The sequence below is a fragment of the Streptomyces sp. NPDC002054 genome (assembly GCF_040296685.1).
GTDB lineage: Bacteria > Actinomycetota > Actinomycetes > Streptomycetales > Streptomycetaceae > Streptomyces.
Genome location: NZ_JBEOXT010000014.1, coordinates 78,562 through 100,420, shown reverse-complemented (window position 1 = coordinate 100,420; position 21,859 = coordinate 78,562). Strand labels below are relative to the sequence as shown.

Sequence of the window (21,859 nt, the reverse complement as noted above, 5' to 3'; positions counted from 1 at the left end):
TGCCACCGGTCGGCCGGCGGTGGCCCTCCGATTTCGGGCCCGCCGTCTCAGATGCTCAGCGAGCGCGCGTAGTTGAGCTGGTTCATCACCCACGGGAAGACGGCCTGGTTGGTCGCCGGGATCATCGTCGAGTGGTGCCGGCCGCCGCTGCTCACCGTCACCTGCACGTATCCGGTGGTGACCCGCTCCTTCATCAGCAGGAAGAACAGGCCGATCAGGCAGAACCAGGCGAAGATGATGGCCAGCACGATCGCATGGGTGGGGATCTTCTCCTCGGTGCGGGAGAAGTCCGTGGCGTTCCACATCGCGCCCTTGAGCGGCATGGCACCCGAAGGGGTGATGATCTGGTCCCCGGCGATGGTGATGTCGCCGAGGGAGAACCCCGGTCCGCCCGCGTACGCGGCCGGGCTCGCCCCGTACCCAGCCGCCGGCAGGGTCAGGCCGCCCCCGGCCATCGTCGGCGGGTGCTGCGGGGCGGCCGGATACGGCTCCGGATACGGCTGCGGATATCCGTAACTGGGGTTGCCGGGCCCCCACTTGTAGGCATCCTGGCCACTGCCGGCCGGCCCCGGGTCGCTCGCGTACGGATTCGGCTGCTGCTCACTCATGCCGCAGATCCTACGACCGTCCTGGAACGCGGCAGCACGCCGCTGGTCGGCTACTCGGCCTCCGGCTTGCGCCGGGCCGCCGCGAGGACCGCCTCGACGTCCAGGGTCACCTTGGCCCCGATGGACTCGGGCAGGGTGACGAGCTCGCCGGGGGCGTGGACGCGGTGGGTGTCGTACCCGTCGGCGACCGGGTCGGTCAGGAGGTGCAGGCGGTTGTGCTTGCGGTCGACGATCACGTAGACGGGGATCTTGGCGTTACCGTAGGCGACGACCTTGCTGCGCAGGTCGTTCTGGTAGTTACTCGACGTCACTTCGAGGACGAGCCGGAAGATCGAGGGGTCGTAGCAGTTGTTCTCGATGAGGTACTCGTCGCAGTCGGCATCCACGATGCAGAGATCGGGGATGGCGTAGTCCGACGGGCCGGCGGGCAGCCACAGACCGATGCCCTGATGCACCTCGGTCTCGCCTTCGTCCAAGCCTGCGGTCACGAAGGGACGGTCGATGCTTTTGATACCCCGGGAATGAGCCATGTCCGCTGGTGGAGTCACGACGATGACGCCTCCGATGATTTCGACGCGGTAGCCAGGGTTTCGCTCCATGAGCCGGTTGGCCTCGTCGAGTAGAGACCGGTCGCCAAGGGGCTGCTCAGCGGGTGCTGCGGACATCACGTGCCTCCCGTGGGCTGCTGTCGAGAGCATCATCGTAGGACGGGAACGGGCCCCGCGGCCCGATGCCGCGCGGTCACCCGAACAGGCGAAGGCCCCGCCCCCGGGTCCGTAGATCCGGGGGCGGGGCCTTCGTACAGCCTGCGACCGGCAGGGTCAGAAGCGGCGCGTGATCAGGGCGCGCTTTACTTCCTGGATCGCCTTGGTGACCTCGATGCCACGCGGGCACGCGTCGGTGCAGTTGAACGTCGTGCGGCAGCGCCACACGCCGTCCTTGTCGTTCAGGATCTCCAGGCGCTGCTCGCCCGCCTCGTCACGCGAGTCGAAGATGAAGCGGTGCGCGTTGACGATCGCCGCCGGGCCGAAGTACTGGCCGTCGTTCCAGAACACCGGGCACGAGGACGTGCACGCGGCGCACAGGATGCACTTCGTCGTGTCGTCGAAGCGCTCGCGGTCCTCGGCCGACTGCAGACGCTCGCGCGTCGGCTCGTTGCCCTTGGTGACCAGGAACGGCATGACATCGCGGTACGCCTGGAAGAAGGGCTCCATGTCGACCACGAGGTCCTTCATCACCGTGAGGCCCTTGATGGCCTCGACGGTGATCGGCTTCTCCGGGTTGATGTCCTTGATCAGCGTCTTGCAGGCGAGCCTGTTCTTGCCGTTGATCCGCATCGCGTCGGAGCCGCAGATGCCGTGCGCGCACGAGCGGCGGAAGGTCAGCGTGCCGTCCAGGTCCCACTTGATCTTGTGGAGACCGTCGAGCACGCGCTCCTTCGGGTCGATCTCGATCTGGAAGTCCTGCCACTCCGACTGGTCCGAGACCTCGGGGTTGAAACGGCGGATCCGGAAGGTGACCGTGATGTACGGGGAGGCCGCAGCCGCCGCCTCCATCTCGTCCATCTTGGACAGGGTGGGGGTTGCCATCAGTACTTACGCTCCATCGGCTGGTAGCGGGTCGTGACGACCGGCTTGTAGTCGAGCCGGACCGAGTCCGAGCCGTCGGCTCCGACCTCGCGGTACGCCATGGTGTGGCGCATGAAGTTGACGTCGTCGCGGTTGGGGTAGTCCTCGCGGTAGTGACCGCCGCGGGACTCCTTGCGGGCCAGTGCGGACACGGCCATGACCTCGGCCAGGTCGAGCAGGTTGCCCAGCTCGATGGCCTCCAGCAGGTCCGTGTTGAAGCGCTTGCCCTTGTCCTGCACGGACACGTTCTTGTAGCGCTCGCGCAGCTCCGCGATCTTCTCGACCGCCGTCTTGATGGTCTGCTCGGTACGGAACACCATCACGTTGGCGTCCATCGTCTCCTGCAGCTCCAGGCGCAGCTCGGCGACCCGCTCGTTGCCGGTGGAGTTGCGGAGCTGCTCGACCTGGTCGACCACCAGCTGGGCCGGGTTCTCCGGCAGCTCGACGTAGTCGTTCTCGGCCGCGTACTTCGCCGCCGCGATACCGGAGCGCTTGCCGAAGACGTTGATGTCCAGCAGCGAGTTGGTGCCCAGGCGGTTCGCGCCGTGCACCGACACGCACGCGACCTCGCCGGCCGCGTAAAGGCCCGGGACGACGGTGGTGTTGTCGCTGAGGACCTCACCCTCGACGTTGGTCGGGATGCCGCCCATGGCGTAGTGCGCGGTGGGCTGGATCGGGATCGGGTCCGTGTACGGCTCGATGCCCAGGTAGGTGCGCGCGAACTCGGTGATGTCCGGGAGCTTGGCGTCCAGCTGCTCCGGCGGCAGGTGCGTCAGGTCCAGGTACACGTGGTCCCCGGCCGGACCGCAGCCGCGGCCCTCGCGGATCTCGGTGTAGATGGAGCGCGAGACGACGTCACGGGACGCGAGGTCCTTCATGACCGGCGCGTACTTCTCCATGAAGCGCTCGCCGTCCTTGTTGCGGAGGATGCCGCCCTCACCGCGGGCGCCCTCCGTCAGCAGGATGCCCATGCGCCAGATGCCCGTCGGGTGGAACTGGAAGAACTCCATGTCCTCCAGCGGCAGACCGCGCCGGTAGCAGGCCGCCTGGCCGTCACCGGTCAGGGTGTGCGCGTTGGAGGTCACCTTGAAGAACTTGCCGGTGCCGCCGGAGGCGTAGATGACGGACTTCGCCTGGAAGACGTGGATCTCGCCGGTGGCGAGCTCGTACGCGACCACACCCGCCGACTTCTTGACGCCGTCGACCTCGGTGATGAGCTGGTCCAGGACGTAGAACTCGTTGAAGAACTCCACGCCCTCCTTGACGCAGTTCTGGTACAGCGTCTGGAGGATCATGTGGCCGGTGCGGTCCGCGGCGTAGCAGGACCGGCGGACCGGCGCCTCGCCGTGGTTGCGCGAGTGGCCGCCGAAGCGGCGCTGGTCGATGGTGCCGTCCGGGGTGCGGTTGAACGGCAGGCCCATCTTCTCCAGGTCGAGGACGGCGTCGATGGCCTCCTTCGCCAGGATCTCGGCGGCGTCCTGGTCGACCAGGTAGTCACCGCCCTTGACCGTGTCGAAGGTGTGCCACTCCCAGTTGTCCTCTTCCACGTTCGCCAGCGCGGCGGCCATGCCGCCCTGCGCGGCACCCGTGTGGGAGCGGGTGGGGTACAGCTTCGTCAGCACGGCGGTGCGGCTGCGCTTCGTCGCCTCGATGGCGGCGCGCATGCCGGCGCCGCCGGCGCCGACGATGACGGTGTCGTACTTGTGGATCTTCATGAGATTTGTCGCCTCAGCCCCGTTGCCTAGCGGATGTTCGGGTCGAAGGTGAAGATCACCAGCGTGCCCAGAAGGATGGTGAACACCGTGGCGGTGTAGAGCAGGCCCTTCAGCCACAGCCGCGTGTTGGCGCGCTCCGCGTAGTCGTTGATGACGGTACGCAGGCCGTTGGCGCCGTGCAGCATGGCCAGCCACAGCATCAGCAGGTCCCAGCCCTGCCAGAACGGGGACGCCCAGCGGCCGGCCACGAAGGCGAAGCCGATCTTGGAGACGCCGCCGTCGAGCACCAGCTGGATGATCAGGTGGCCGATGACCAGGACGACCAGGACGATGCCCGAGAGGCGCATGAAGAGCCACGCGGCCATCTCGAAGTTGCCGCGGGTCGACTTGGGCGTCTTGCTGGTGCGCTTGCGCGGGGCCTCGATGTACGGGGCCGGGTTGTCGACGTCATAGAGGGAGACCCCCTCCACGTCGCCGATCGCCTGGGCGGAAGAAGTGTCAGAAGACATGCGCGTCACTTCCCGAACAGTTCTTCGGCAGCGTGACCCAGGACGGGGAACACGGAATAGATCATGGTCACGGCCCAGAGCGCCACGACGGTCCAGAGCATCTGCTTCTGGTAGCGCGGGCCCTTGGACCAGAAGTCCACGGCGATGACCCGGAGACCGTTGAGCGCGTGGAAGATGATGGCGGCCACGAGGCCGTACTCCAGCAGCGCGACGATCGGAGTCTTGTAGGTAGCCACGACATCGTCGTACGCCTCAGGGGAGACGCGGACGAGAGCGGTGTCGAGGACGTGTACGAACAGGAAGAAGAAGATGAGGACGCCGGTGACTCGATGAGCCACCCAGGACCACATTCCTTCCCGGCCGCGGTACAACGTTCCAGCCGGCACGGAAAACCCTCCGGAAGCGGGGCGGGGGCCAGCCGGCTTCGTTGTCGGTCGGGCCCGGCCGGGTACGGTCCTCCGGCCCCGGACATCGTAGCGACGAGTTGTCGGTTCCTTCGCGCGGGGTCCATCGGTGTGATCAAACAGGCACGGACGGGCTATCCCACAAGGGCGAACAGGGTGATTCCGGGCGTACGGCGCCCAGGCATTCGGGCATTCGGGCCAGTTCGGACAACCGGGCTTGGGCGAGTCGCCGCAGCTCGTCGGCCGAGATGGCCCGCTCCTCGTCCTCCTCGTGCCCCATCCGGCGCCGGATCCCGGCCAGCACCTGGTCCGGATGCTCCTCCGCGGGGTGCCCGTCCAGGCAGATGACGAACGCGTGCCCGAACTTCCGTTCGTATTCGGCGTGGGCCGCGTCGAGCGCCAGGTGCGCGGCGTACGGGGCGTCCTCGTGCAGCTCCGTCGAGCACTCGACGGCCAGCGCCTCGGTCAGATCCGACTGGGCCATGTCGTACGAGGCTTCGTCCGCGGCGGCCAGCAGCGTGGCCAGATCCGGGTACGGTCGGTGCGCCGCCACCCGGTGGGCCCAGCGGTGGCTGCCGCAGCAGTGCAGCAGGACTCTCTCGGCGGCCTCGGTCGGCATCGCGTTGAACCGGGCGAGCGCGCTGCCGCGGACCTGGGCCGGGAGGGGGCTGGACAGCGGGGGGCTCCTCGGGACGTGTCTGGGGTGTGCCGCAACGCTATCGACGCGGGGGCGGGAGTGCCGCACGCGGAGGCGGATTTCACCCGGACGAGAAGAGCGGGGAAGGTGTAGGGAGACAGGAAGTCGGAGAAGGCGACCGAGGCCGCCACCCCCCACAGGAGAGGCCCCGGCCGCCGTCCGACACGGACTCGTGCGACAAGCCCGTATCCCTGTCAGCGTCGCGAGTGCGTTTTGTGTCACACCCCGCTTCGCACATGGATGGTTGCAGGTTGTACAACTCGTGGACGTGGGTGCGGGAAAGCCGTAACGTGCTGATTTGCGCAGGACGTACAGGACAGTGAACGGGTTGGGGACTTTGCTGGGGGACGACGCGGAGCTGACCGCCGCGGTGCTCGCGGCACAGCACGGCGACGAAAGCGCGTTCCGTACTGTGTACCGCGCCGTGCACCCGCGCCTGCTCGGGTACGTACGGACGCTCGTCGGCGACGCCGACGCCGAGGACGTGACCTCCGAGGCATGGCTGCAGATCGCCCGGGACCTGGCCTCCTTCTCCGGAGACGCCGACCGGTTCCGCGGCTGGGCCGCCCGGATCGCCCGCAACCGGGCCCTCGACCACATGCGCATGCGCGGCCGTCGGCCCGCCATCGGCGGCGACGAGACCGAACTCACCAGCCGCGCCGCGGACTGCGACACCGCCGGCGAGGCCATGGAGGCCCTCGCCACCGGCCGCACCATGGCCCTCATCGCCCGGCTCCCACAGGACCAGGCCGAAGCCGTGGTGCTGCGAGTGGTGGTCGGCCTCGATGCCAAGAGCGCCGCGCAGACCCTCGGCAAGCGGCCCGGGGCGGTCCGCACAGCCGCCCACCGTGGCCTGAAAAAGCTGGCCGAACTTCTCGAAACGGAGTTCGGAGCGGAGCCGGGAACGGAAGTCGGCCATAATGCCGGAGGCCACGCCGGGGGAGGCGGCGGCTCCGGGGGTGCGCGCGATCTCGACGCCGTGCCGGCGCAGCGCGGCCCCGGTGGGGACCTCGTACGGCGAACCGGTGTGACGGATTCACGTTGGCGGACGCAGAAGGACATGTGATGGCCGACGATCGCAACAGCTGGCTGGACGAGGCCGCGGCGGAGAAACTCCTGCGCGGCGAACCGGTCGGGCTCGTCGCCGATCACCCCGAGCAGGACGAGGCCGCCCGGCTGCGCCAGGCCCTGGAGGACCTCGCGCCGCGCCCGCTCGCGCCCGGCCCCGAACTGCCCGGCGAGGCCGCCGCCCTGGCCGCCTTCCGGGCCGCGCACCACCCCGCCGGCACCGCACCGGAAGCCGAAGCGGAATCCCCGCTGGGCCCCGCCGTGGAAGCGGAGCCGCTGGTGGCCCTCGGCATGCCCACGGTGGCCCGGCCCGCCCGGAACCGCACGTTCAGGTTTGGGCTGGCCGCCGCGGTGGCCAGTGTGGCGATCGGCGGGGTCGCCGCCGTGGCCGGCGGTGGACTGCTGGACCGCACCCTGCACGCGAGCGCGAGCCCGGCACCCGCGGTCTCGCTCACCACCGGCCCCACCCCGCTCCCGACCCCGGACCCGGCCGACGGTGCCGCCCGGCCCGGGACCACCGCGGGCGGCGGCCCCACCCCGTTCCGCGACGGCGCCGGCAGCCCCGGCGCCACGCCGTCCCCCGGCGGGGACGGCGCGGCCACCCCGGGCAGCGGCGGAGCCGCGAGCATCGGCGGCACCACCGGCGGCACCACCGGGGAGGACGGCCGCGGCCGGACGGGCGGCACCGACGGCACCCGCAAGGACCCGGACGGCTCGGCAACCACCGGCCCGGACGGGCACGGCGAGACCAAGGACCGGGACCGGAACCTCCGCATCGCCGACCTGTGCCGGGACTTCCGGGCGAACCGGCTCAACGACGACCAGCGGGATCGGCTGACCCGCGCCGCCAAGGGCGCCCAGCGGGTCAAGCAGTTCTGCGACCGGCTGCTGGACGGCGGCTCGGGCGGCACCGGGGGCGACCGCGACACGGGCTCGGACGGCTCGGCCGGGGGCGGCGAGATCCTGGAGGCGCCGACGCGGATGCCGGCCGATCCGGTCCCGCCGGCTGCGGCGGAGAACTCCCTGGGGCTGATCCAGGACACCCGGCTGTAACACTTTTCGAACCGGCGGCGCAGTACATATCGAGCCGACTGGTCATCGGCCGCGCATGAGCCGGGGTTCCCCCCGTACCTCTGGGCTCTGCGCACCCGGCGCGGGCGGGGCACGTTCCCCCGGCCCTGCCCGCGCCCCCTACGTCACCAGTAGACGACGACCTTGTCGCCGACGGTCACCTGGTCGAACAGCGCCGCGAGCTTGCCCTTGTCCCGGACGTTCACGCAGCCGTGCGAGGCGCCGTTGTAGCCGCGCGCCGCGAAGTCCGAGGAGTAGTGCACGGCCTGGCCGCCGCTGAAGAACATCGCGTACGGCATCGGCGTGTGGTAGATCGTCGACGTCCACTCCTTGGCCTTCCAGCCCACGTTGAACACGCCCTCACGGGTCGGGGTGTTCTCCGAGCCGAAGCGCACGTCCATCGTGGAGACGACCTTGCCGTCGATCATCCAGGCCAGGGTGCGGCTCTCCTTGCTGATGCACATCACCCGTCCCGTCATACAGCGCGGGTCCGGCGCGGCCACCTCGTTGGTGGTCGGCGGACGCAGCTCGTCCGCGGTGGGCTGGCGGGTGACGCTCTGCACCTTCTTCCAGGTGGCCTGGTCGACCCCGCCCGAGACGGTCAGAGCGTGCTTGCCCTGGAAGGACTTGACCGCGGCCGTGGTCTTGGAGCCGTAGAACGCGGTGGGCGCCGTCTTCAGGAGGCCGATCTGCCGGAGCCGGGCCTGGAGTTCGCGGACCTTCTCGCTCTCGTCGCCGTTCGCCATCACATACGTGACGGTGGGCGAGGCGGAGGCGGAGGGCGAGGCGGACTTCGACGCGGACGGCGACGGCGAGGAGGATGCACCGGACTTGTCGTCCGTGGAGGCCGAAGGCGAGGGCACCGGGGCCTCGGAGGAGGAGCCGCCGCCCGACGGGGACGGGGCGAGCGCCGCGGGCGCGGCCGGCTTGCTCTTGCTCTCCTGCGGGCCGCAGGCGGTGGCACCGGCGGCGAGCGCGACGGCGGTGGCGCCGGCGGCGAGCGTACGGGCTATGACTCTCTGGCGGTTGTGGCGGTGCATTCTTCATCCCCCGTTTTCTGCGGCTTCTACTGAGACGATGCTCGGCGGGCGTGGTTAGTTGCAGACAGTCCCGGGATGTTGCGCCATTGTGACCGACGGCCGTGGCCCGGCGGCCGGCGGACAAGGCTGTCGCGGGACGGCGCGGAGACGTTTTACCAGTGCCGGACCCGTCGGCACTACGGAGGTTTCTGTCGGATGTCACACACCGAAAGCGGACTGCCACTGCAACCGGTCTACGGGCCCGAGGCCCTGACGGGCTGGGACCCGGCCGTCAAACTGGGCGAACCCGGGAGCTATCCCTACACCCGGGGGGTCTACCCGTCCATGTACACCGGGCGGCCCTGGACCATGCGCCAGTACGCCGGATTCGGCACCGCCGCCGAATCCAACGCCCGCTACCGCCAGCTCATCGAGGCCGGCACCACCGGCCTGTCCGTGGCCTTCGACCTGCCCACCCAGATGGGACACGACTCGGACGCGCCGCTCGCCCACGGCGAGGTCGGCAAGGTCGGGGTGGCCGTGGACTCCGTCGAGGACATGCGCGTGCTGTTCGACGGGATCCCGCTCGACCGGGTCTCGACCTCCATGACCATCAACGCTCCGGCCGCCCTCCTGCTGCTGCTCTACCAGCTGGTCGCGGAGGAACAGGGCATCGGGGCCGACCGCCTGACGGGCACGGTCCAGAACGACGTACTGAAGGAGTACATCGCCCGAGGGACCTACATCTTCCCGCCCGGCCCCTCGCTGCGGCTGGTCGCCGACACCTTCCGGTACTGCCGGGCCGAGATCCCCCGCTGGAACACCATCTCCATCTCCGGCTACCACATGGCGGAGGCCGGGGCCTCGCCCGTGCAGGAAGTCGCCTTCACCCTCGCCGACGGCATCGAGTACGTCCGTACGGCCATCGGCGCCGGCATGGACGTGGACGAGTTCGCGCCCCGGCTGTCCTTCTTCTTCGTGGCCCGCACCACCCTGCTGGAAGAGGTGGCGAAGTTCCGGGCGGCCCGGCGGATCTGGGCCCGGGTGATGCGGGAGGAGTTCGGGGCCCGCGACCCGAAGTCACTGATGCTGCGCTTCCACACGCAGACCGCCGGGGTCCAGCTGACGGCCCAGCAGCCCGAGGTCAACCTGGTCAGGGTGGCGGTCCAGGGCCTCGCCGCGGTGCTCGGCGGCACCCAGTCGCTGCACACCAACTCCTTCGACGAGGCCATCGCGCTGCCGACGGAGAAGTCCGCCCGGCTGGCGCTGCGCACCCAGCAGGTGCTCGCGTACGAGACGGACGTGCCGCACACCGTCGACCCGTTCGCCGGGTCGTACGCGGTGGAGGCGATGACGGACGCGCTGGAGGCGGCGGCCGTGGAGCTGATGGACCGGGTCGAGGCCATGGGCGGGGCGGTCGCGGCGATCGAGCAGGGCTTCCAGAAGGGCGAGATCGAACGCAACGCCTACCGGATCGCCCAGCAGACGGACAGCGGCGAGCGGGTGGTGGTCGGGGTCAACCGGTACGCGCTCGAGGAGGAGGAGCCGTACGAGCCGCTGCGGGTGGACCCGGCGATCGAGATCCGGCAGCGGGAGCGGCTGGCCCGGCTGCGGTCGGACCGGGACGGGGCGGCGGTGGACGCGGCCCTGGCCGGGCTGCGGGCGGCTGCGGCGGGGACGGAGAACGTGCTCTACCCGATGCGGGAGGCGTTGCGCGCCCGGGCCACGGTGGGGGAGGTCTGCAATGCACTGCGGGAGGTCTGGGGGGCGTACGTACCGGCCGATTCCACATGGTGAAACGGGTGGCGCGACAGGTGCGTAGTCGGGGACACTCCTGCACATGCTGGGTGTCATCGACCTTCCGACTTACCTCGCCGCCCTGGTGCTGATCATCGTGCTGCCCGGGCCGAACTCCCTCTATGTGCTGTCCGTCGCCGCCCGGCGCGGAGTGCGCGAGGGATACCGGGCCGCCGCCGGCGTGTTCACCGGGGACGCCGTGCTGATGCTGCTGACCGCGGTCGGCGCCGGAGCGCTGCTCCAGACCAGCCCGGTGCTGTTCGGCATCGTGAAGCTGGTCGGCGCCGGGTACCTGGGCTGGATGGCCTTCGGGCTGCTGCGGGCCGCGGTGGCCATGTGGCGGGACCGCCGGGCCCGGCAGGAGGAGCTGCTGGCGGAACCGCAGCCGGCGGCCTCCGCCGCGGAGCGGCCGTACCGGCGGGCCCTGGTGGTCAGCCTGCTCAACCCGAAGGCGATCCTGTTCCTGCTGTCCTTCTTCGTGCAGTTCGTGGACCCCGGGTACGCCTACCCGGCGCTGTCCTTCCTGCTGCTCGGGACGCTCATGCAGCTGGGCAGCTTCCTCTACCTGAGCACGCTGATCTTCACCGGCACCCGGCTCTCGGCCGCCTTTCGGCGGCGCAAGCGGCTCTCCGCGGGCGCCACCTCCGCCGCCGGGGTGGTCTTCCTCGGCTTCGCGGCCAAGCTCGCCGTCAGCTGATTTCGCGATTCAGCGCGCGCCGCAGTTTCGGGGTGAGAGGGCGTTCCACCAGCCGGTGGATCAGCCAGGCCAGTACCAGCATGATCCCGATGGTCGCGGCGAAGGTGGCGACCGCCGGCACCTCCAGCCTCTTGTGCAGGGTGTGGATGACCACCCAGCCCAGGTGCTCGTGCACCAGGTAGAAGGGGTAGGTGAGGGCGCCGGCCACGGTCAGCCAGCTCCAGTTCATCCAGTCGAACAGGCCGACCGCCACCATGGCGATCAGTGCGAACGCCAGCGTGACGATCGCGATGATCACCCAGGACTCGCGGTACGAGAAGAACTTCGGGTTGGGCGCGTGCCACAGGCCAGCCACCGCGTAGTGCTGGCCCATCAGCCAGCCGAGTGCCGCGATGCCCCAGCCCGCCATGTCCCGGCGGTCCCGGTACACCAGGTAGAGGCCGATGCCGCCGATGAAGAACGGCGCGTACTCGGGCATCAGCGCCAGGCTGAGGAACTCGTTCTTCGAGGCGTCCGCGACCACCGCCGCAACGGCCCAGACCGCGCAGAACACCAGGGTGCGCTGCCGGCCCCCGCCGGGCAGGATCACAAAGAGCGCGAAGAGCACGTAGAAGCGCATCTCGGCCCACAGGGTCCAGCAGACCCCGAGCACCCGCTCCGCGCCCATCGGCTGCTGGAGCATGGTGAGATTGGCCAGGAAGTCCGTCGGCGAAACGGTCCGCCAGGCCACCATCGGCAGTGCGAACACGACCGTGACCAGCACGACCGCCACCCAGTAGGCCGGGTAGAGGCGGGCCACCCGGGAGGCCAGGAAGGACCGCAGCGGCCTGCCCCAGGCGCTCATGCAGATGACGAAGCCGCTGATGACGAAGAAGAACTGGACCCCCAGCGGGCCGTACGCGAACCAGGGCGCGGCATCGGGGAACAGGTCCCGGGGCGAGTCCCCCCACGCCTTGGACACATCCCCGTTGCGCCCGCCGAAGTGGTAGAGCGCGACCATCAACGCCGCCAGCAGCCGCAGTCCGTCCAGGGCCCGGAGCCGGGTGTGGGCAGGGGCGGGGGCGGCGGAATCGGTGGCACTGCCGCCCGCCCGGGAAGCCTTGCGGTCCTGAGCGGGTATGGCGGTCGTACTGCTCACTTGGTCTTCCCCCACGAGTGCTTCTGCAGCCGGCGGATCCGGCGCACGGCGCGCCGCAGGGCCGGACTCTTGGGGAGGAAGGACAGCTGTGCGGGAATCCCGCCGGGCAGTCCGAGCGTGGTCAGGCGGCGCCGTTTGAAGTACCGCCAGGTGTGGTCGTTCAGATGCTCCGCCAGGTAGCGCTCGGCCTCCGCGCGGCGGGCGGCGAGCACCTGGGACTGCATGGCGTACCCGACGGCGGTCAGCAGGCCGGAGAGCTCCGTGCGCACCTGCTCCGGGCCGGGCACGGTCCAGGAGCGCACCGCCGCGGCATCGGCCAGGTCGGGCAGCAGGGCGTCGACCACGGTCATCGGGACCCGGTTGCTGTTCTGGTACGGGGCGACCCGGTCCAGGAGCCGGCCGGTGCCGGTGCGGGCGACCGGGAGGCCGTACAGGGTGGCGGCGGTGAGCAGTCCGGTGGAGAAGCAGCCGACGACCAGGGCCGGGCGCAGCCGCTGGTAGACCACCTCGGCCAGGACCGGGGCGGTCAGTATGGTCAGCCGGGCGCCGAGCCGGGCGGCCTCCTCCTCCACGGTGCGGGAGTAGCGGGCGGGCGCGCTGGGGTGCGGCTTGAAGACGATCTCGGTGTGGCCGAGGGCGTGCGCCCCGCGGACCATCGCCAGGTGCAGCTCGTCCTCCTCCTCGGTGGTGAGGAGTTCGAGGGCGGACAGGTACTGCCCGAGCAGCAGGGCGGGCGCCTCGGGGAGGTCCGGCACGTCGGCGTCGGTGGTCTCGGCGGAGAGTTCGGCGAGCACCTTCAGGAAGGCGTCGCCGGGCACCAGCTCGGCCGGCACCCCGAACTCGGTGAGCAGCAGAGGCTCCAGGCCGGGCACCAGGTCGAGGTGGAGCACCCGCCGGATGCGCATGCCGAGCTGGGCGTCGAGCTTGAACCGGGTGGGCCCGTAGCTCATCAGCCCGTCGGCGTACACCTCGACGGAGGCGCCCGGGAAGAGCTGGCACAGCGCCTGCGCGGGGGAGACCTGGATGGACTCGACGATCAGCTCGATCCGGTCCTCGCCCAGCCCCCACACGGTGCGCAGCTGCCGCTCCCACAGCGGGACGTCCTCCGGGCGGGGGGACCAGGCGCTGGGGTGGAAGGGCTCGATGGTCCGGTTCCAGTCGAGGTGATCGTCGAACCGGGTGCGCAGGGCGCCGAAGCCGGGCATCGCGTCGAGCCCGGGGGCGACCTCCGGGATCACGGCGTTGTTGCTGGTCAGCAGGACCCGCCGGGAGGCCGGGCCGAAGCTGCCGGCGTCGATGGCGGCGGCGAGGGTGGCCATTCCGTACAGGGTGGAGGCCACAAAGATCTGAGTGGTGCGGCCGTTCATCAGGCGGCCGTCCCGTCGCCGGCCCGCCGGCGGAGCCGGCGCAGCAGCACCGACCGTTCGGTGTCCATTGCGTCGAGGGCGGCGTCGAGCACATCCTGCGGCATTCGTCCGAGCGCGGCCGCACTCATCGAACGGAGTTTTTTGGCCACGGCCGGTTCGAACCTTTCGATGGACCCGATGTGGTGCGAGATAATTGCACAATATGTGCGAACGGCTTTCGGGAGCAGCGTGTCGGCATCCCGGTCGGCCGCGGTTTCCGAGATCACCTGGTCGAATGCCCGGATGAAATCGAGCTGCCGGATGTCGCCGATCTGTGTCAAGGAGGTCGAAACCCCGCGTCGGTAGAAGATACCGGGCATTCCGACCGAGGCGAAGGACTCCGCCTCCCGGTGGAGCCGCCAGATCCAGGGCCGGTCCTCGGCCGTCCGCAGCCCGTCCGTGAAGTGCAGCAGCCCCCGGTCCAGCAGCCGCCGGTGGTACATCCCGGCCCAGGCGTACGGATAGTCCACCGAGGTGGGCCGCTCGGCGGGCAGGATTGCCGTCCGCGGATCCGCCGGCACCCCCTGCGGGCCGTACGGAATGCGCTGCACGGTCCGGGTCTTCCCGGTCACCTGGACATGGTCGTTGCGGACGAAATCACAGTTCAGCGCCTCGATGGCGGCCAGAACCCGGTCCAGGTGGCCGGCCGCCAGCCAGTCGTCCCCGTCCATGAAGGTCAGGTATTCGCCGGAGGCCGCGTCCAGTCCGGTGTTCCGGGCGGTGGCCAGACCGCCGTTCTTCTCGTGTCTGAGGTGCACCGCCCCGGGCAGCTCGCGCGCCGCCCGCTCGAGCAGCTCGGGCGTCCCGTCCGTCGAGCAGTCGTCGACGAGGAGGAACTCGAAGTCGTCCCGCGCGTTGAGTTCGAGGCTTTTCAGGGCATCCGGTGCGTATGTCTGCACGTTGTAGAACGGCACGACAACAGAGAGCTTGACCACCCCGGAGACATTAGGGCGTGGTGCGGCATTCATCATGGACCATGCGAAGATTTTACGTGAACGACGCATGGCGGAGGCGTTAACCTGCCCCACCATTTCGCCGAACCAGCCCGGATTCTCATTTCGTCGACGGGTTGTTAACCCTCCGTTGTGCGTTCGTTGGGCCGATCACCGGAATTCCGGCATAGCTTCTGGGCCGTGCCAGTAAGCAAGCGGGTAGCAGTGCTCGCCGATTCCGATACGCGATGGAAATGGGGCGCACTCACCGCGCACCGCATCGCTCCCGACTGCGCCGCGGAAGACGGCAGCCTGACCGGCTTCCTGCTCCGCGGCCGGGCCACCCCCACCGCCCGCCAGCTCGGCGAGGTGGGCGTGCAGGCCGACCGGCTGGACGAGGTCACCTGCGCGGAGTTCCTCGCCGAACTGCGCCGCGAACACTACGACGTGGTCGTCCTCGCCCTGGTCGGCGGGGCCGTCCAGGCCGTGCTGCACGGCATCCGCGCCCTCTGGCCCGACCCTGCCCGCCGGCCCGTCCTCGTCACCGGCTACGTGGGTGTGGTCTACGAGAAGCTTGCCGACGGCCTGCTGCTGCGCCACGGCGCCGATGTGGTCCTCGCCAACTCCCGCCACGACGCGGACCGGTTCCGCGCCGTCTACGAGGGAGCGGGCGCCGACGCCGGCGCCGTCACCGAAACCGCCCTGCCCTTCCTCGACGGCCCGCCCTACGCCCCGGCCGGCAGCCGCGCCCACACCGTGGTCTTCGCCGCCCAGCCCTCCGTACCCGCCGGCCCCGCCGAGCGCACATACCTGCTGCGCCGGGCCGCCGAGCACGCCCGGCTGCACCCGGACCGCGAGGTCCTGATCAAGCTGCGCAGCAAGCCGGGCGAACACACCACGCACATCGAGGAGCAGCCCTACCAGCGGCTCGCCGAAAAGCTGCCGAACGGACTGCCCCCCAACTGCCGACTGGTGTACGGGAACATGGGCGAGGTCCTGGACCGCACCGATCTGCTGGTGACCGTCTCCTCCACGGCCGCGCTGGAGTCCCTGGCCCGCGGCATCCCGACCGCGGTCCTCACCGACCTCGGCATCCGCGAGGCCCTCGGCAACCACCACTTCCTCGGCTCCGGCTGCCTGGTCTCCTGGGACGGGCTCGACGCGGGCCTGCGGCCCACCGGGGACCCGGCCTGGCTGGCCGCCCAGGGCGTCACCTCCGACGCCCCGTACGAGGCCGCCCGCGCCCGGATCGCGGCCCTGGCCGCGCTGCCCGAGCTCCCGCCGGTCGCCCCGTACTACACGGCCGCCACCGCCCCCGGCTACCTCCCCGGCATCCTGGCCCGCCACCACCTCGCCCCCGACGGCACCGTGCTGCCGGGCGCCGGCAAACCCCTCTCCGAGCGGTCCCGGCTGCGCCGCTACCTCCGCACCTACCTGCGCGAGGCGGCCCGCGGCACCTACCGCCACGGGGTCCAGCGGGTGGCCCCGGTGATCCGCCGGCTGGGGGAGCTGTGACCGCGCCCGCCGCAGTGCCGCCCGCGGTGCCGCGCGTGGTGGCCGTCATCCCGGCCCGCGGCGGCTCCAAGGGCGTCCCCGGAAAGAACCTGGCCGAGGTGGCCGGCATCCCGCTGGTGATCCGCGCGGTCCGGGCCGCCCAGGCCGCGCCCACGGTCACCGAGGTGCTGGTCTCCACCGACTCCGAGGACATCGCCGCCGCCGCCCGCGCCGCCTCCGCCGGCGTGGTCCGCCGTCCGGCCGCCCTCGCCGGGGACACCGCCACCAGCGAATCGGCCCTGCTGCACGCCCTGGACGCGTACGAGGAACTCCACTCCGTCCAGGTGGACGTGGTCCTGCTGGTCCAGTGCACCAGCCCGTTCCTCACCAGCTCCGACATCGAGTCGGTCGCCGCGGCCGTCGCCACCGGCCCGGCCGACTCGGCCCTCACCGTCGCCCCCTTCCACGGCTTCCTCTGGCGCACGACTCCCGAGGACGGCGGCGCCGGCGTCAACCACGACAAGGCCACCCGCCCCCGCCGCCAGGACCGCCCACAGGACCTGCTGGAGACCGGCGCCGCCTACGCCATGGACGCGGCCGGCTTCCGCCGCGCCCGGCACCGCTTCTTCGGGCACACCGTGCCCGTCCTCACCGATCCCGCCCGCGTGCTGGAGATCGACGACCCCCACGACCTGGCCCGGGCCCGTGCCCTGGCCCCGCTGCTCGACCCGAGCGCACCCGCACACGCACCCGTACCGACCGAAGGACGTCCCCTGTCATGACCGCCATCCCGAACGCCCGCCTCCGCCCCCTCGGATCGCGCACCGCCGGCCCCGGTCAGCCCGTCTACGTCGTCGGCGAGATCGGCATCAACCACAACGGCGACCTGGCCAACGCCATCGCCCTGATCGACGCCGCCGCCGAGGCCGGCTGCGACGCCGTGAAGTTCCAGAAGCGCACCCCGGAGATCTGCACCCCGCGCGACCAGTGGGACATCGAGCGCGACACCCCCTGGGGCCGGATGACGTACATCGACTACCGCCACCGCGTGGAGTTCGGCGAGGACGAGTACCGCGCCATCGACGAGCACTGCCGCACCCGCGGCATCGACTGGTTCGCCTCCCCGTGGGACACCGAGGCCGTCGCCTTCCTGGAGAAGTTCGACGTCCCGTGCCACAAGGTGGCCTCGGCCTCCCTGACGGACGACGAGCTGCTGCGCGCCCTGCGCGCCACCGGCCGGACCGTGATCCTGTCCACCGGCATGTCCACCCCGCAGCAGATCCGGCACGCCGTCGAGGTCCTCGGCAGCGCCAACATCCTGCTCTGCCACGCCACCTCCACCTACCCGGCCAAGGCGGAGGAGCTCAACCTGCGGGTGATCAACACCCTGCAGGAGGAGTACCCGAACGTCCCGATCGGCTACTCCGGCCACGAGACCGGCCTCCAGACCACCCTGGCCGCGGTCGCCCTCGGCGCCACCTTCGTCGAGCGCCACATCACCCTCGACCGCGCCATGTGGGGCTCCGACCAGGCCGCCTCCGTGGAGCCGGGCGGCCTCGCCCGCCTGGTCCGCGACATCCGCACCATCGAGACCGCCCTCGGCGACGGCGTCAAGAAGGTCTACGAGTCCGAGCTCGGCCCCATGAAGAAGCTCCGCCGCGTCCAGGGCGACATCGCCGCCGTCTGACCCGCCGGCCCCGACCTCCCCGGAATCAGGAGTCACGTGGTGAACGCTGTTGCTTCCACTCTGGCTTTCGTCGAGAGCCCGGTCCAGCTCCTCAACGTGCTGGAGTGGGCCCACGCCGATGCGGCTGCCGCGGCCGACGCCGTGCCGGACCCCGAGCAGGTGCTGGCCGGGGTGCCGCGGCAGCCCGAACGCCGGGTTGTGGCGGCCGGGGAGGCCGGGCTGCTGCCCGGGGAGACCGCGGCCGGCGACGGGGACGGTTCCGCCGCCGTGCCGCCGCTCCGGATCGTCGTACTGCCGCCCACCGACCCGATGTCGCGCGGCCAGCTGCGCCGGATCGCCGGGATCGCCCGGGACCAGGGGCACACCGTGCAGTGGCAGGAGGCCCGAGGCGGCTCCGGCGCACCCTTCAAGGCGCTGGCCTCCCTCGCCGGGGAGGTCCGGCGGGCCGACCGGATAGTGGTCGGCGACCCCTTCTCCCGGTTCGTCCAGCTGCTGCTGGTGCCGGCCCGCGCCAAGGAGCTGGTGGTGGTCGACGACGGCACCGCCACCATGGAGTTCCTGGCCCAGCTCGGCCGCGGCGAGCGACTGCGCCGCTGGCACCGCACCGGCACCGGCACCGTGGCCCGGATCAAGGAGCTGGTGTACGCGCCGGTCTCCGGCCGGGCCCGGCGCCGGCTGACGCCCGGACCGGGCCGCCGGGTGGAGGTGTTCACCTCCATGCCCGTCACCCCGCTGCCCGGCATGGACCTCCGGGTCAACGACTTCGCCTGGACCCGCTCCCGGTTCGGCCCGCCCCGCCTGACCAAGGGCACCGACCTGGTCGGGACCTCCCTGGTGGAGACCGGAGTGGTCGACGCGGACCGGTACCTGGAGGCGGTCGCCCGGCTGACCCGGGTGCACGGGGCGACCCGCTACTTCGCCCACCGCCGCGAGTCCCCGGAGAAGCTGCGCTCGCTGAGCGAGGCGACCGGGCTGGAGATCGTCCGGCCGGACCTGCCGCTGGAGCTCATCGCCCGCAGGGGGCCCATCGGCCGCACGATCGTGAGCTTCCCGTCCACGGTCGTCCACACCCTGCCCTATGCACTTGACGGAACCGGGGTCAAGGTCGCCGTCTGCGAGATCGACCCGTCCTGGCTGACCGCAACCGCCTCCTCCAGGGCCCGCGGCTTCCTGGCCGGGGTCGCCGACACGGCCCGGGACGTGCACAGACTCCCCTCACAGGCGGCGCCCGCGGCCGGATGAGCGGCGGAGTGTACCCCCGGCCATACGAGGTCATGCGTCCGGAGGACGGGATTTCTTCCACGAACGGGTTGAACTTTTGCTGATCTCCACCCAGTTGGCGGTTGGGTGCGCCTAACCTTCAACAGGTGAACCAGTTGATGTCCCGCGAGTCCCAGACCGCCATGCCCGGAGAGCCCGCCCAGCCCGAGCTGCCCGGCAAACTCCCGGAACACCTGCGCACCGAACTGATCGCGTTCCGCCGGGACTTGCACATGCACCCCGAGCTCGGTCACCAGGAGTTCCGGACCACCGCCGTGATCAAGGCACGGCTGGAGAAAGCCGGCCTCCGGCCACGGGTGCTGGATTCCGGTACCGGCTTGATCTGTGACGTGGGCAGCTGGGACGGCCTACGGCCCATGCTGGCCCTGCGCGCGGACATCGACGCCCTGCCCATTCCCGATGCGAAGACCCACGCTCCGTACCGGTCCACCGTCCCCGACCGGGCCCACGCCTGCGGGCACGACGTGCACACCGCCGCGGTGCTCGGTGCCGGCCTGGTGCTGGCCGAGCTGGACCGGCAGGGACTGCTGCCCCGGCCGGTCCGGCTGCTGTTCCAGCCCGCCGAGGAGGTGCTGCCGGGCGGCGCCACCGAGGCGATCGAGTCCGGAGTGCTGGACGGCGTAGGGAAGATCATCGCGGTGCACTGCGATCCGCGGGTGGACGCCGGGCGGATCGGCCTGCGGGTCGGCCCGATCACCTCGGCCTGCGACCGGCTGGAGGTCAACCTCAACGGGGCCGGCGGCCACACCGCCCGGCCGCACCTGACCACCGACCTGGTGACGGCCGCGGCCCGGGTGGCCATCGACGTGCCGGCCCTGCTGGCCCGCCGGATGGACGCCCGCGCGGGCATGTCCGTCACCTGGGGCCGGATCGAGGCCGGGCACGCCTGCAATGTCATCCCGATGCACGCGGAGCTGTCCGGAACCGTGCGCTGCCTGGACCTGAACGCCTGGCACGAGGCGCCGGACCAGATCCATGCGGCGATCGACGAGGTCGCCACCATGCACGGGGCCAAGTTCGAGATCAACCATGTGCGCGGAGTGCCGCCGGTGGTCAACGACCCGGTGGTCACCGAGCTGCTCCGGGAGGCGATGGCGGCCCGCAACGGCGCCGACTCGATCGAGGACACCGAGCAGAGCCTGGGCGGCGAGGACTTCTCCTGGTACCTGGAGCACGTCCCCGGTGCCATGGCCCGCCTCGGGGTCCGCACCCCGGGGGACACCGCCAAGCGGGACCTGCACCGCGGGGACTTCGACGTGGACGAGTCCGCGATCACTGTCGGCGTGGAGTTCTTCACCGCCGCCGCACTGCTCGACGGGCACCGTGCGAGGCCGCTCGGGTAAAGATCCGCACAAAGCTCTGTACAACATCGGCGCGTCGGCTGCCGGACGTGTCCAGCCCTTGGTACACCTGGGCGGCGCATGTCCGGCGTCACCGTTCGGTCACTGTCCGGTTCGCGACGATCCGATAACGACTCATGAACGGGCCTTTAACTGACATCTACGCGCGTTACGATCGCGGCAAAACCAGCGCCGGTCGTGGCGCTTCGGTCAGGTTTTGAAGGAGCCTCCCCTTGCGCCGCATCACCAGGATCGCAACCGTGGGCATTGCGTCTGCGGCCCTCGCACTCTCCGCCACCGCGTGTGGTGGCAAGCAGTCCGGGGACACCGGGTCTTCGGACTCGAAGGAAGCCACCGCTGCCATCGCGTACGACATCGGCGGCCGTGGCGACCAGTCGTTCAACGACGCCGCCTACGCGGGTCTTCAGATGGCCGAAAAGGACCTGAAGATCAAGGGCAAGGAGGCCGAGCCGACCGAGGGTGAGTCCGAGGCCGACAAGGTCCAGCGCCTCACCGAGCTGGCCCGCAACGGCTCGAACCCGGTCATCGGTGTCGGCTTCGCCTACGCCCCGGCCATCAAGAAGGTCGCGCCGAAGTTCCCGAAGACCACCTTCGGCATCATCGACGACACCTCGGTGACCGGCGCGAACGTCGCCAACATGGTCTTCAACGAGGAGCAGGGCTCCTACCTGGCCGGCGTCGCCGCCGCCAAGGCCTCCAAGACCGGCACGGTCGGCTTCATCGGCGGTGTCGAGGTTCCGCTGATCAAGAAGTTCGAGGCGGGCTTCACTCAGGGCGTCAAGGACACCAACCCGAACGCCAAGGTCCTCAGCAAGTACCTGACCCAGCCGCCGAACTTCGACGGTTTCGCCAAGCCCGACCTCGGCAAGGCCGCCGCGGAGGGCCAGCTGGCCAACGGCGCCGACGTGATCTACTCGGCTGCCGGTCTGGCCGGTTCCGGTGCCATCGAGGCCGCCGCCACCAAGGGTGCGTGGGCCATCGGTGTCGACTCCGACCAGTACAACCAGGCGGGTCTGGCCAAGTTCAAGGACAAGATCCTGACCTCGGTCACCAAGGACGTCTCCGACTCGGTCTTCAACCTGATCAAGTCGGTCAAGGACGGCAAGCCGCAGACCGGTGAGGTCCGTTACGGTCTGGACAAGGACGGCGTCGGCCTGGCCGACTCCAACCCCGAGTACAAGAAGATGACGGAGCTGACCGCGGCCGTCGAGAAGGCGAAGAAGGACATCATCGCCGGCACCATCACGGTCAAGACCGCTCCGTAAGGACGCGGTCGGGCCGGGGCCCGGTGAGACTGCCGAGAGCAGCCTCCCGGGCCCCGGACCGCTTTTGCTTCGCCGATCTTTT

The 21,859-nt window shown here is 70.6% G+C and carries 20 protein-coding genes and 1 pseudogene; 10 read left to right on the top strand and 11 right to left on the bottom strand.

All coding sequences use genetic code 11. The features are described from left to right. Nucleotides 1-47 precede the first annotated feature (47 nt). The 7 genes from ABT123_RS15550 to ABT123_RS15520 all read right to left on the bottom strand — a co-directional run bounded on the left by ABT123_RS15550 (nucleotide 48) and on the right by ABT123_RS15520 (nucleotide 5,609). Complete coding sequence (locus ABT123_RS15550; RefSeq protein WP_351313677.1) at nucleotides 48-608, bottom strand: hypothetical protein; 561 nt, start codon at nucleotides 606-608, stop codon at nucleotides 48-50. Between the two features lie 50 nt (nucleotides 609-658). Beyond that, nucleotides 659-1,273: a Uma2 family endonuclease gene (locus tag ABT123_RS15545; protein WP_351313674.1), complete on the bottom strand. Its 615-nt coding sequence runs from the start codon at nucleotides 1,271-1,273 to the stop codon at nucleotides 659-661. Between the two features lie 156 nt (nucleotides 1,274-1,429). Next, on the bottom strand, nucleotides 1,430-2,197 hold the full coding sequence (locus ABT123_RS15540) for a succinate dehydrogenase iron-sulfur subunit (protein WP_351313671.1): 768 nt from the start codon (nucleotides 2,195-2,197) through the stop codon (nucleotides 1,430-1,432). Continuing rightward, a complete protein-coding gene (gene sdhA, locus ABT123_RS15535) occupies nucleotides 2,197-3,951 on the bottom strand; it encodes a succinate dehydrogenase flavoprotein subunit (RefSeq protein ID WP_351313668.1) in 1,755 nt (584 codons plus the stop codon). Before sdhA ends, ABT123_RS15540 begins: the two co-directional genes overlap by 1 nt. Before the next feature lie 26 nt (nucleotides 3,952-3,977). Further along, nucleotides 3,978-4,460: a succinate dehydrogenase hydrophobic membrane anchor subunit gene (locus ABT123_RS15530; RefSeq protein ID WP_351313665.1), complete on the bottom strand. Its 483-nt coding sequence runs from the start codon at nucleotides 4,458-4,460 to the stop codon at nucleotides 3,978-3,980. 5 nt (nucleotides 4,461-4,465) lie between these two features. Further along, nucleotides 4,466-4,846 carry a succinate dehydrogenase, cytochrome b556 subunit gene (sdhC, locus tag ABT123_RS15525; RefSeq protein WP_351313662.1) on the bottom strand — a complete coding sequence of 127 codons (381 nt, stop codon included), beginning with the start codon at nucleotides 4,844-4,846 and terminating at the stop codon, nucleotides 4,466-4,468. A gap of 133 nt (nucleotides 4,847-4,979) precedes the next feature. Further along, on the bottom strand, nucleotides 4,980-5,609 hold the full coding sequence (locus tag ABT123_RS15520; protein ID WP_502970963.1) for a 2-oxo-4-hydroxy-4-carboxy-5-ureidoimidazoline decarboxylase: 630 nt from the start codon (nucleotides 5,607-5,609) through the stop codon (nucleotides 4,980-4,982). Nucleotides 5,610-5,898: 289 nt separating this feature from the next. On the opposite strand from ABT123_RS15520, the gene ABT123_RS15515 reads away from it, so the two are divergent. Then, nucleotides 5,899-6,627, top strand: coding sequence for an RNA polymerase sigma factor (locus ABT123_RS15515; protein WP_351313914.1), 729 nt, complete (start codon nucleotides 5,899-5,901; stop codon nucleotides 6,625-6,627). After that, complete coding sequence (locus ABT123_RS15510; RefSeq protein ID WP_351313659.1) at nucleotides 6,627-7,682, top strand: hypothetical protein; 1,056 nt, start codon at nucleotides 6,627-6,629, stop codon at nucleotides 7,680-7,682. The genes ABT123_RS15515 and ABT123_RS15510 overlap by 1 nt, the downstream gene beginning before the upstream one ends. A 143-nt stretch (nucleotides 7,683-7,825) precedes the next feature. On the opposite strand, the gene ABT123_RS15505 is transcribed toward ABT123_RS15510, so the two are convergent. Beyond that, nucleotides 7,826-8,740: a L,D-transpeptidase family protein gene (locus ABT123_RS15505; protein WP_351313657.1), complete on the bottom strand. Its 915-nt coding sequence runs from the start codon at nucleotides 8,738-8,740 to the stop codon at nucleotides 7,826-7,828. Nucleotides 8,741-8,935: 195 nt separating this feature from the next. On the opposite strand from ABT123_RS15505, the gene ABT123_RS15500 reads away from it, so the two are divergent. Beyond that, a complete protein-coding gene (locus ABT123_RS15500) occupies nucleotides 8,936-10,516 on the top strand; it encodes an acyl-CoA mutase large subunit family protein (RefSeq protein WP_351313654.1) in 1,581 nt (526 codons plus the stop codon). A gap of 43 nt (nucleotides 10,517-10,559) precedes the next feature. Beyond that, entirely contained in the window at nucleotides 10,560-11,213 is a 654-nt protein-coding gene (gene leuE / locus ABT123_RS15495; protein WP_351313651.1) for a leucine efflux protein LeuE, read from the top strand. Here the strand turns inward: leuE and ABT123_RS15490 are convergent. From ABT123_RS15490 to ABT123_RS15480, 3 genes are read right to left on the bottom strand one after another with little or no spacing between them, the layout of a single operon-like run. Beyond that, a complete protein-coding gene (locus tag ABT123_RS15490; RefSeq protein ID WP_351313648.1) occupies nucleotides 11,206-12,351 on the bottom strand; it encodes an acyltransferase family protein in 1,146 nt (381 codons plus the stop codon). The genes leuE and ABT123_RS15490 overlap by 8 nt on opposite strands. Beyond that, nucleotides 12,348-13,718 (bottom strand): polysialyltransferase family glycosyltransferase, encoded by a 1,371-nt coding sequence (locus ABT123_RS15485; protein ID WP_351313645.1) that lies wholly within the window; start codon nucleotides 13,716-13,718, stop codon nucleotides 12,348-12,350. The genes ABT123_RS15490 and ABT123_RS15485 overlap by 4 nt, the downstream gene beginning before the upstream one ends. Continuing rightward, a complete protein-coding gene (locus ABT123_RS15480) occupies nucleotides 13,718-14,692 on the bottom strand; it encodes a glycosyltransferase family 2 protein (protein WP_351313642.1) in 975 nt (324 codons plus the stop codon). Before ABT123_RS15480 ends, ABT123_RS15485 begins: the two co-directional genes overlap by 1 nt. 198 nt (nucleotides 14,693-14,890) lie before the next feature. Here ABT123_RS15480 and ABT123_RS15475 point away from each other — a divergent pair, with 198 nt between their 5' ends. The 6 genes and pseudogenes from ABT123_RS15475 (at nucleotide 14,891) to ABT123_RS15450 (ending at nucleotide 21,777) form a co-directional block, all read left to right on the top strand. Further along, on the top strand, nucleotides 14,891-16,204 hold the full coding sequence (locus ABT123_RS15475; protein ID WP_351313639.1) for a DUF6716 putative glycosyltransferase: 1,314 nt from the start codon (nucleotides 14,891-14,893) through the stop codon (nucleotides 16,202-16,204). Next, a pseudogene (locus ABT123_RS15470) lies at nucleotides 16,201-16,935 on the top strand (acylneuraminate cytidylyltransferase family protein); the annotation flags it as partial. The gene ABT123_RS15475 and the pseudogene ABT123_RS15470, both read left to right, overlap by 4 nt. A 26-nt stretch (nucleotides 16,936-16,961) precedes the next feature. Beyond that, on the top strand, nucleotides 16,962-17,870 hold the full coding sequence (locus ABT123_RS15465) for an N-acetylneuraminate synthase family protein (protein ID WP_351313636.1): 909 nt from the start codon (nucleotides 16,962-16,964) through the stop codon (nucleotides 17,868-17,870). Between the two features lie 39 nt (nucleotides 17,871-17,909). Beyond that, nucleotides 17,910-19,112, top strand: a complete 1,203-nt coding sequence (locus ABT123_RS15460) for a hypothetical protein (protein WP_351313633.1) — start codon at nucleotides 17,910-17,912, stop codon at nucleotides 19,110-19,112. 137 nt (nucleotides 19,113-19,249) lie between these two features. Then, nucleotides 19,250-20,494 (top strand): amidohydrolase, encoded by a 1,245-nt coding sequence (locus ABT123_RS15455; protein ID WP_351313911.1) that lies wholly within the window; start codon nucleotides 19,250-19,252, stop codon nucleotides 20,492-20,494. A gap of 230 nt (nucleotides 20,495-20,724) precedes the next feature. After that, nucleotides 20,725-21,777 (top strand): BMP family lipoprotein, encoded by a 1,053-nt coding sequence (locus tag ABT123_RS15450; protein ID WP_351313630.1) that lies wholly within the window; start codon nucleotides 20,725-20,727, stop codon nucleotides 21,775-21,777. The last annotated feature ends 82 nt before the right edge of the window (nucleotides 21,778-21,859 follow it).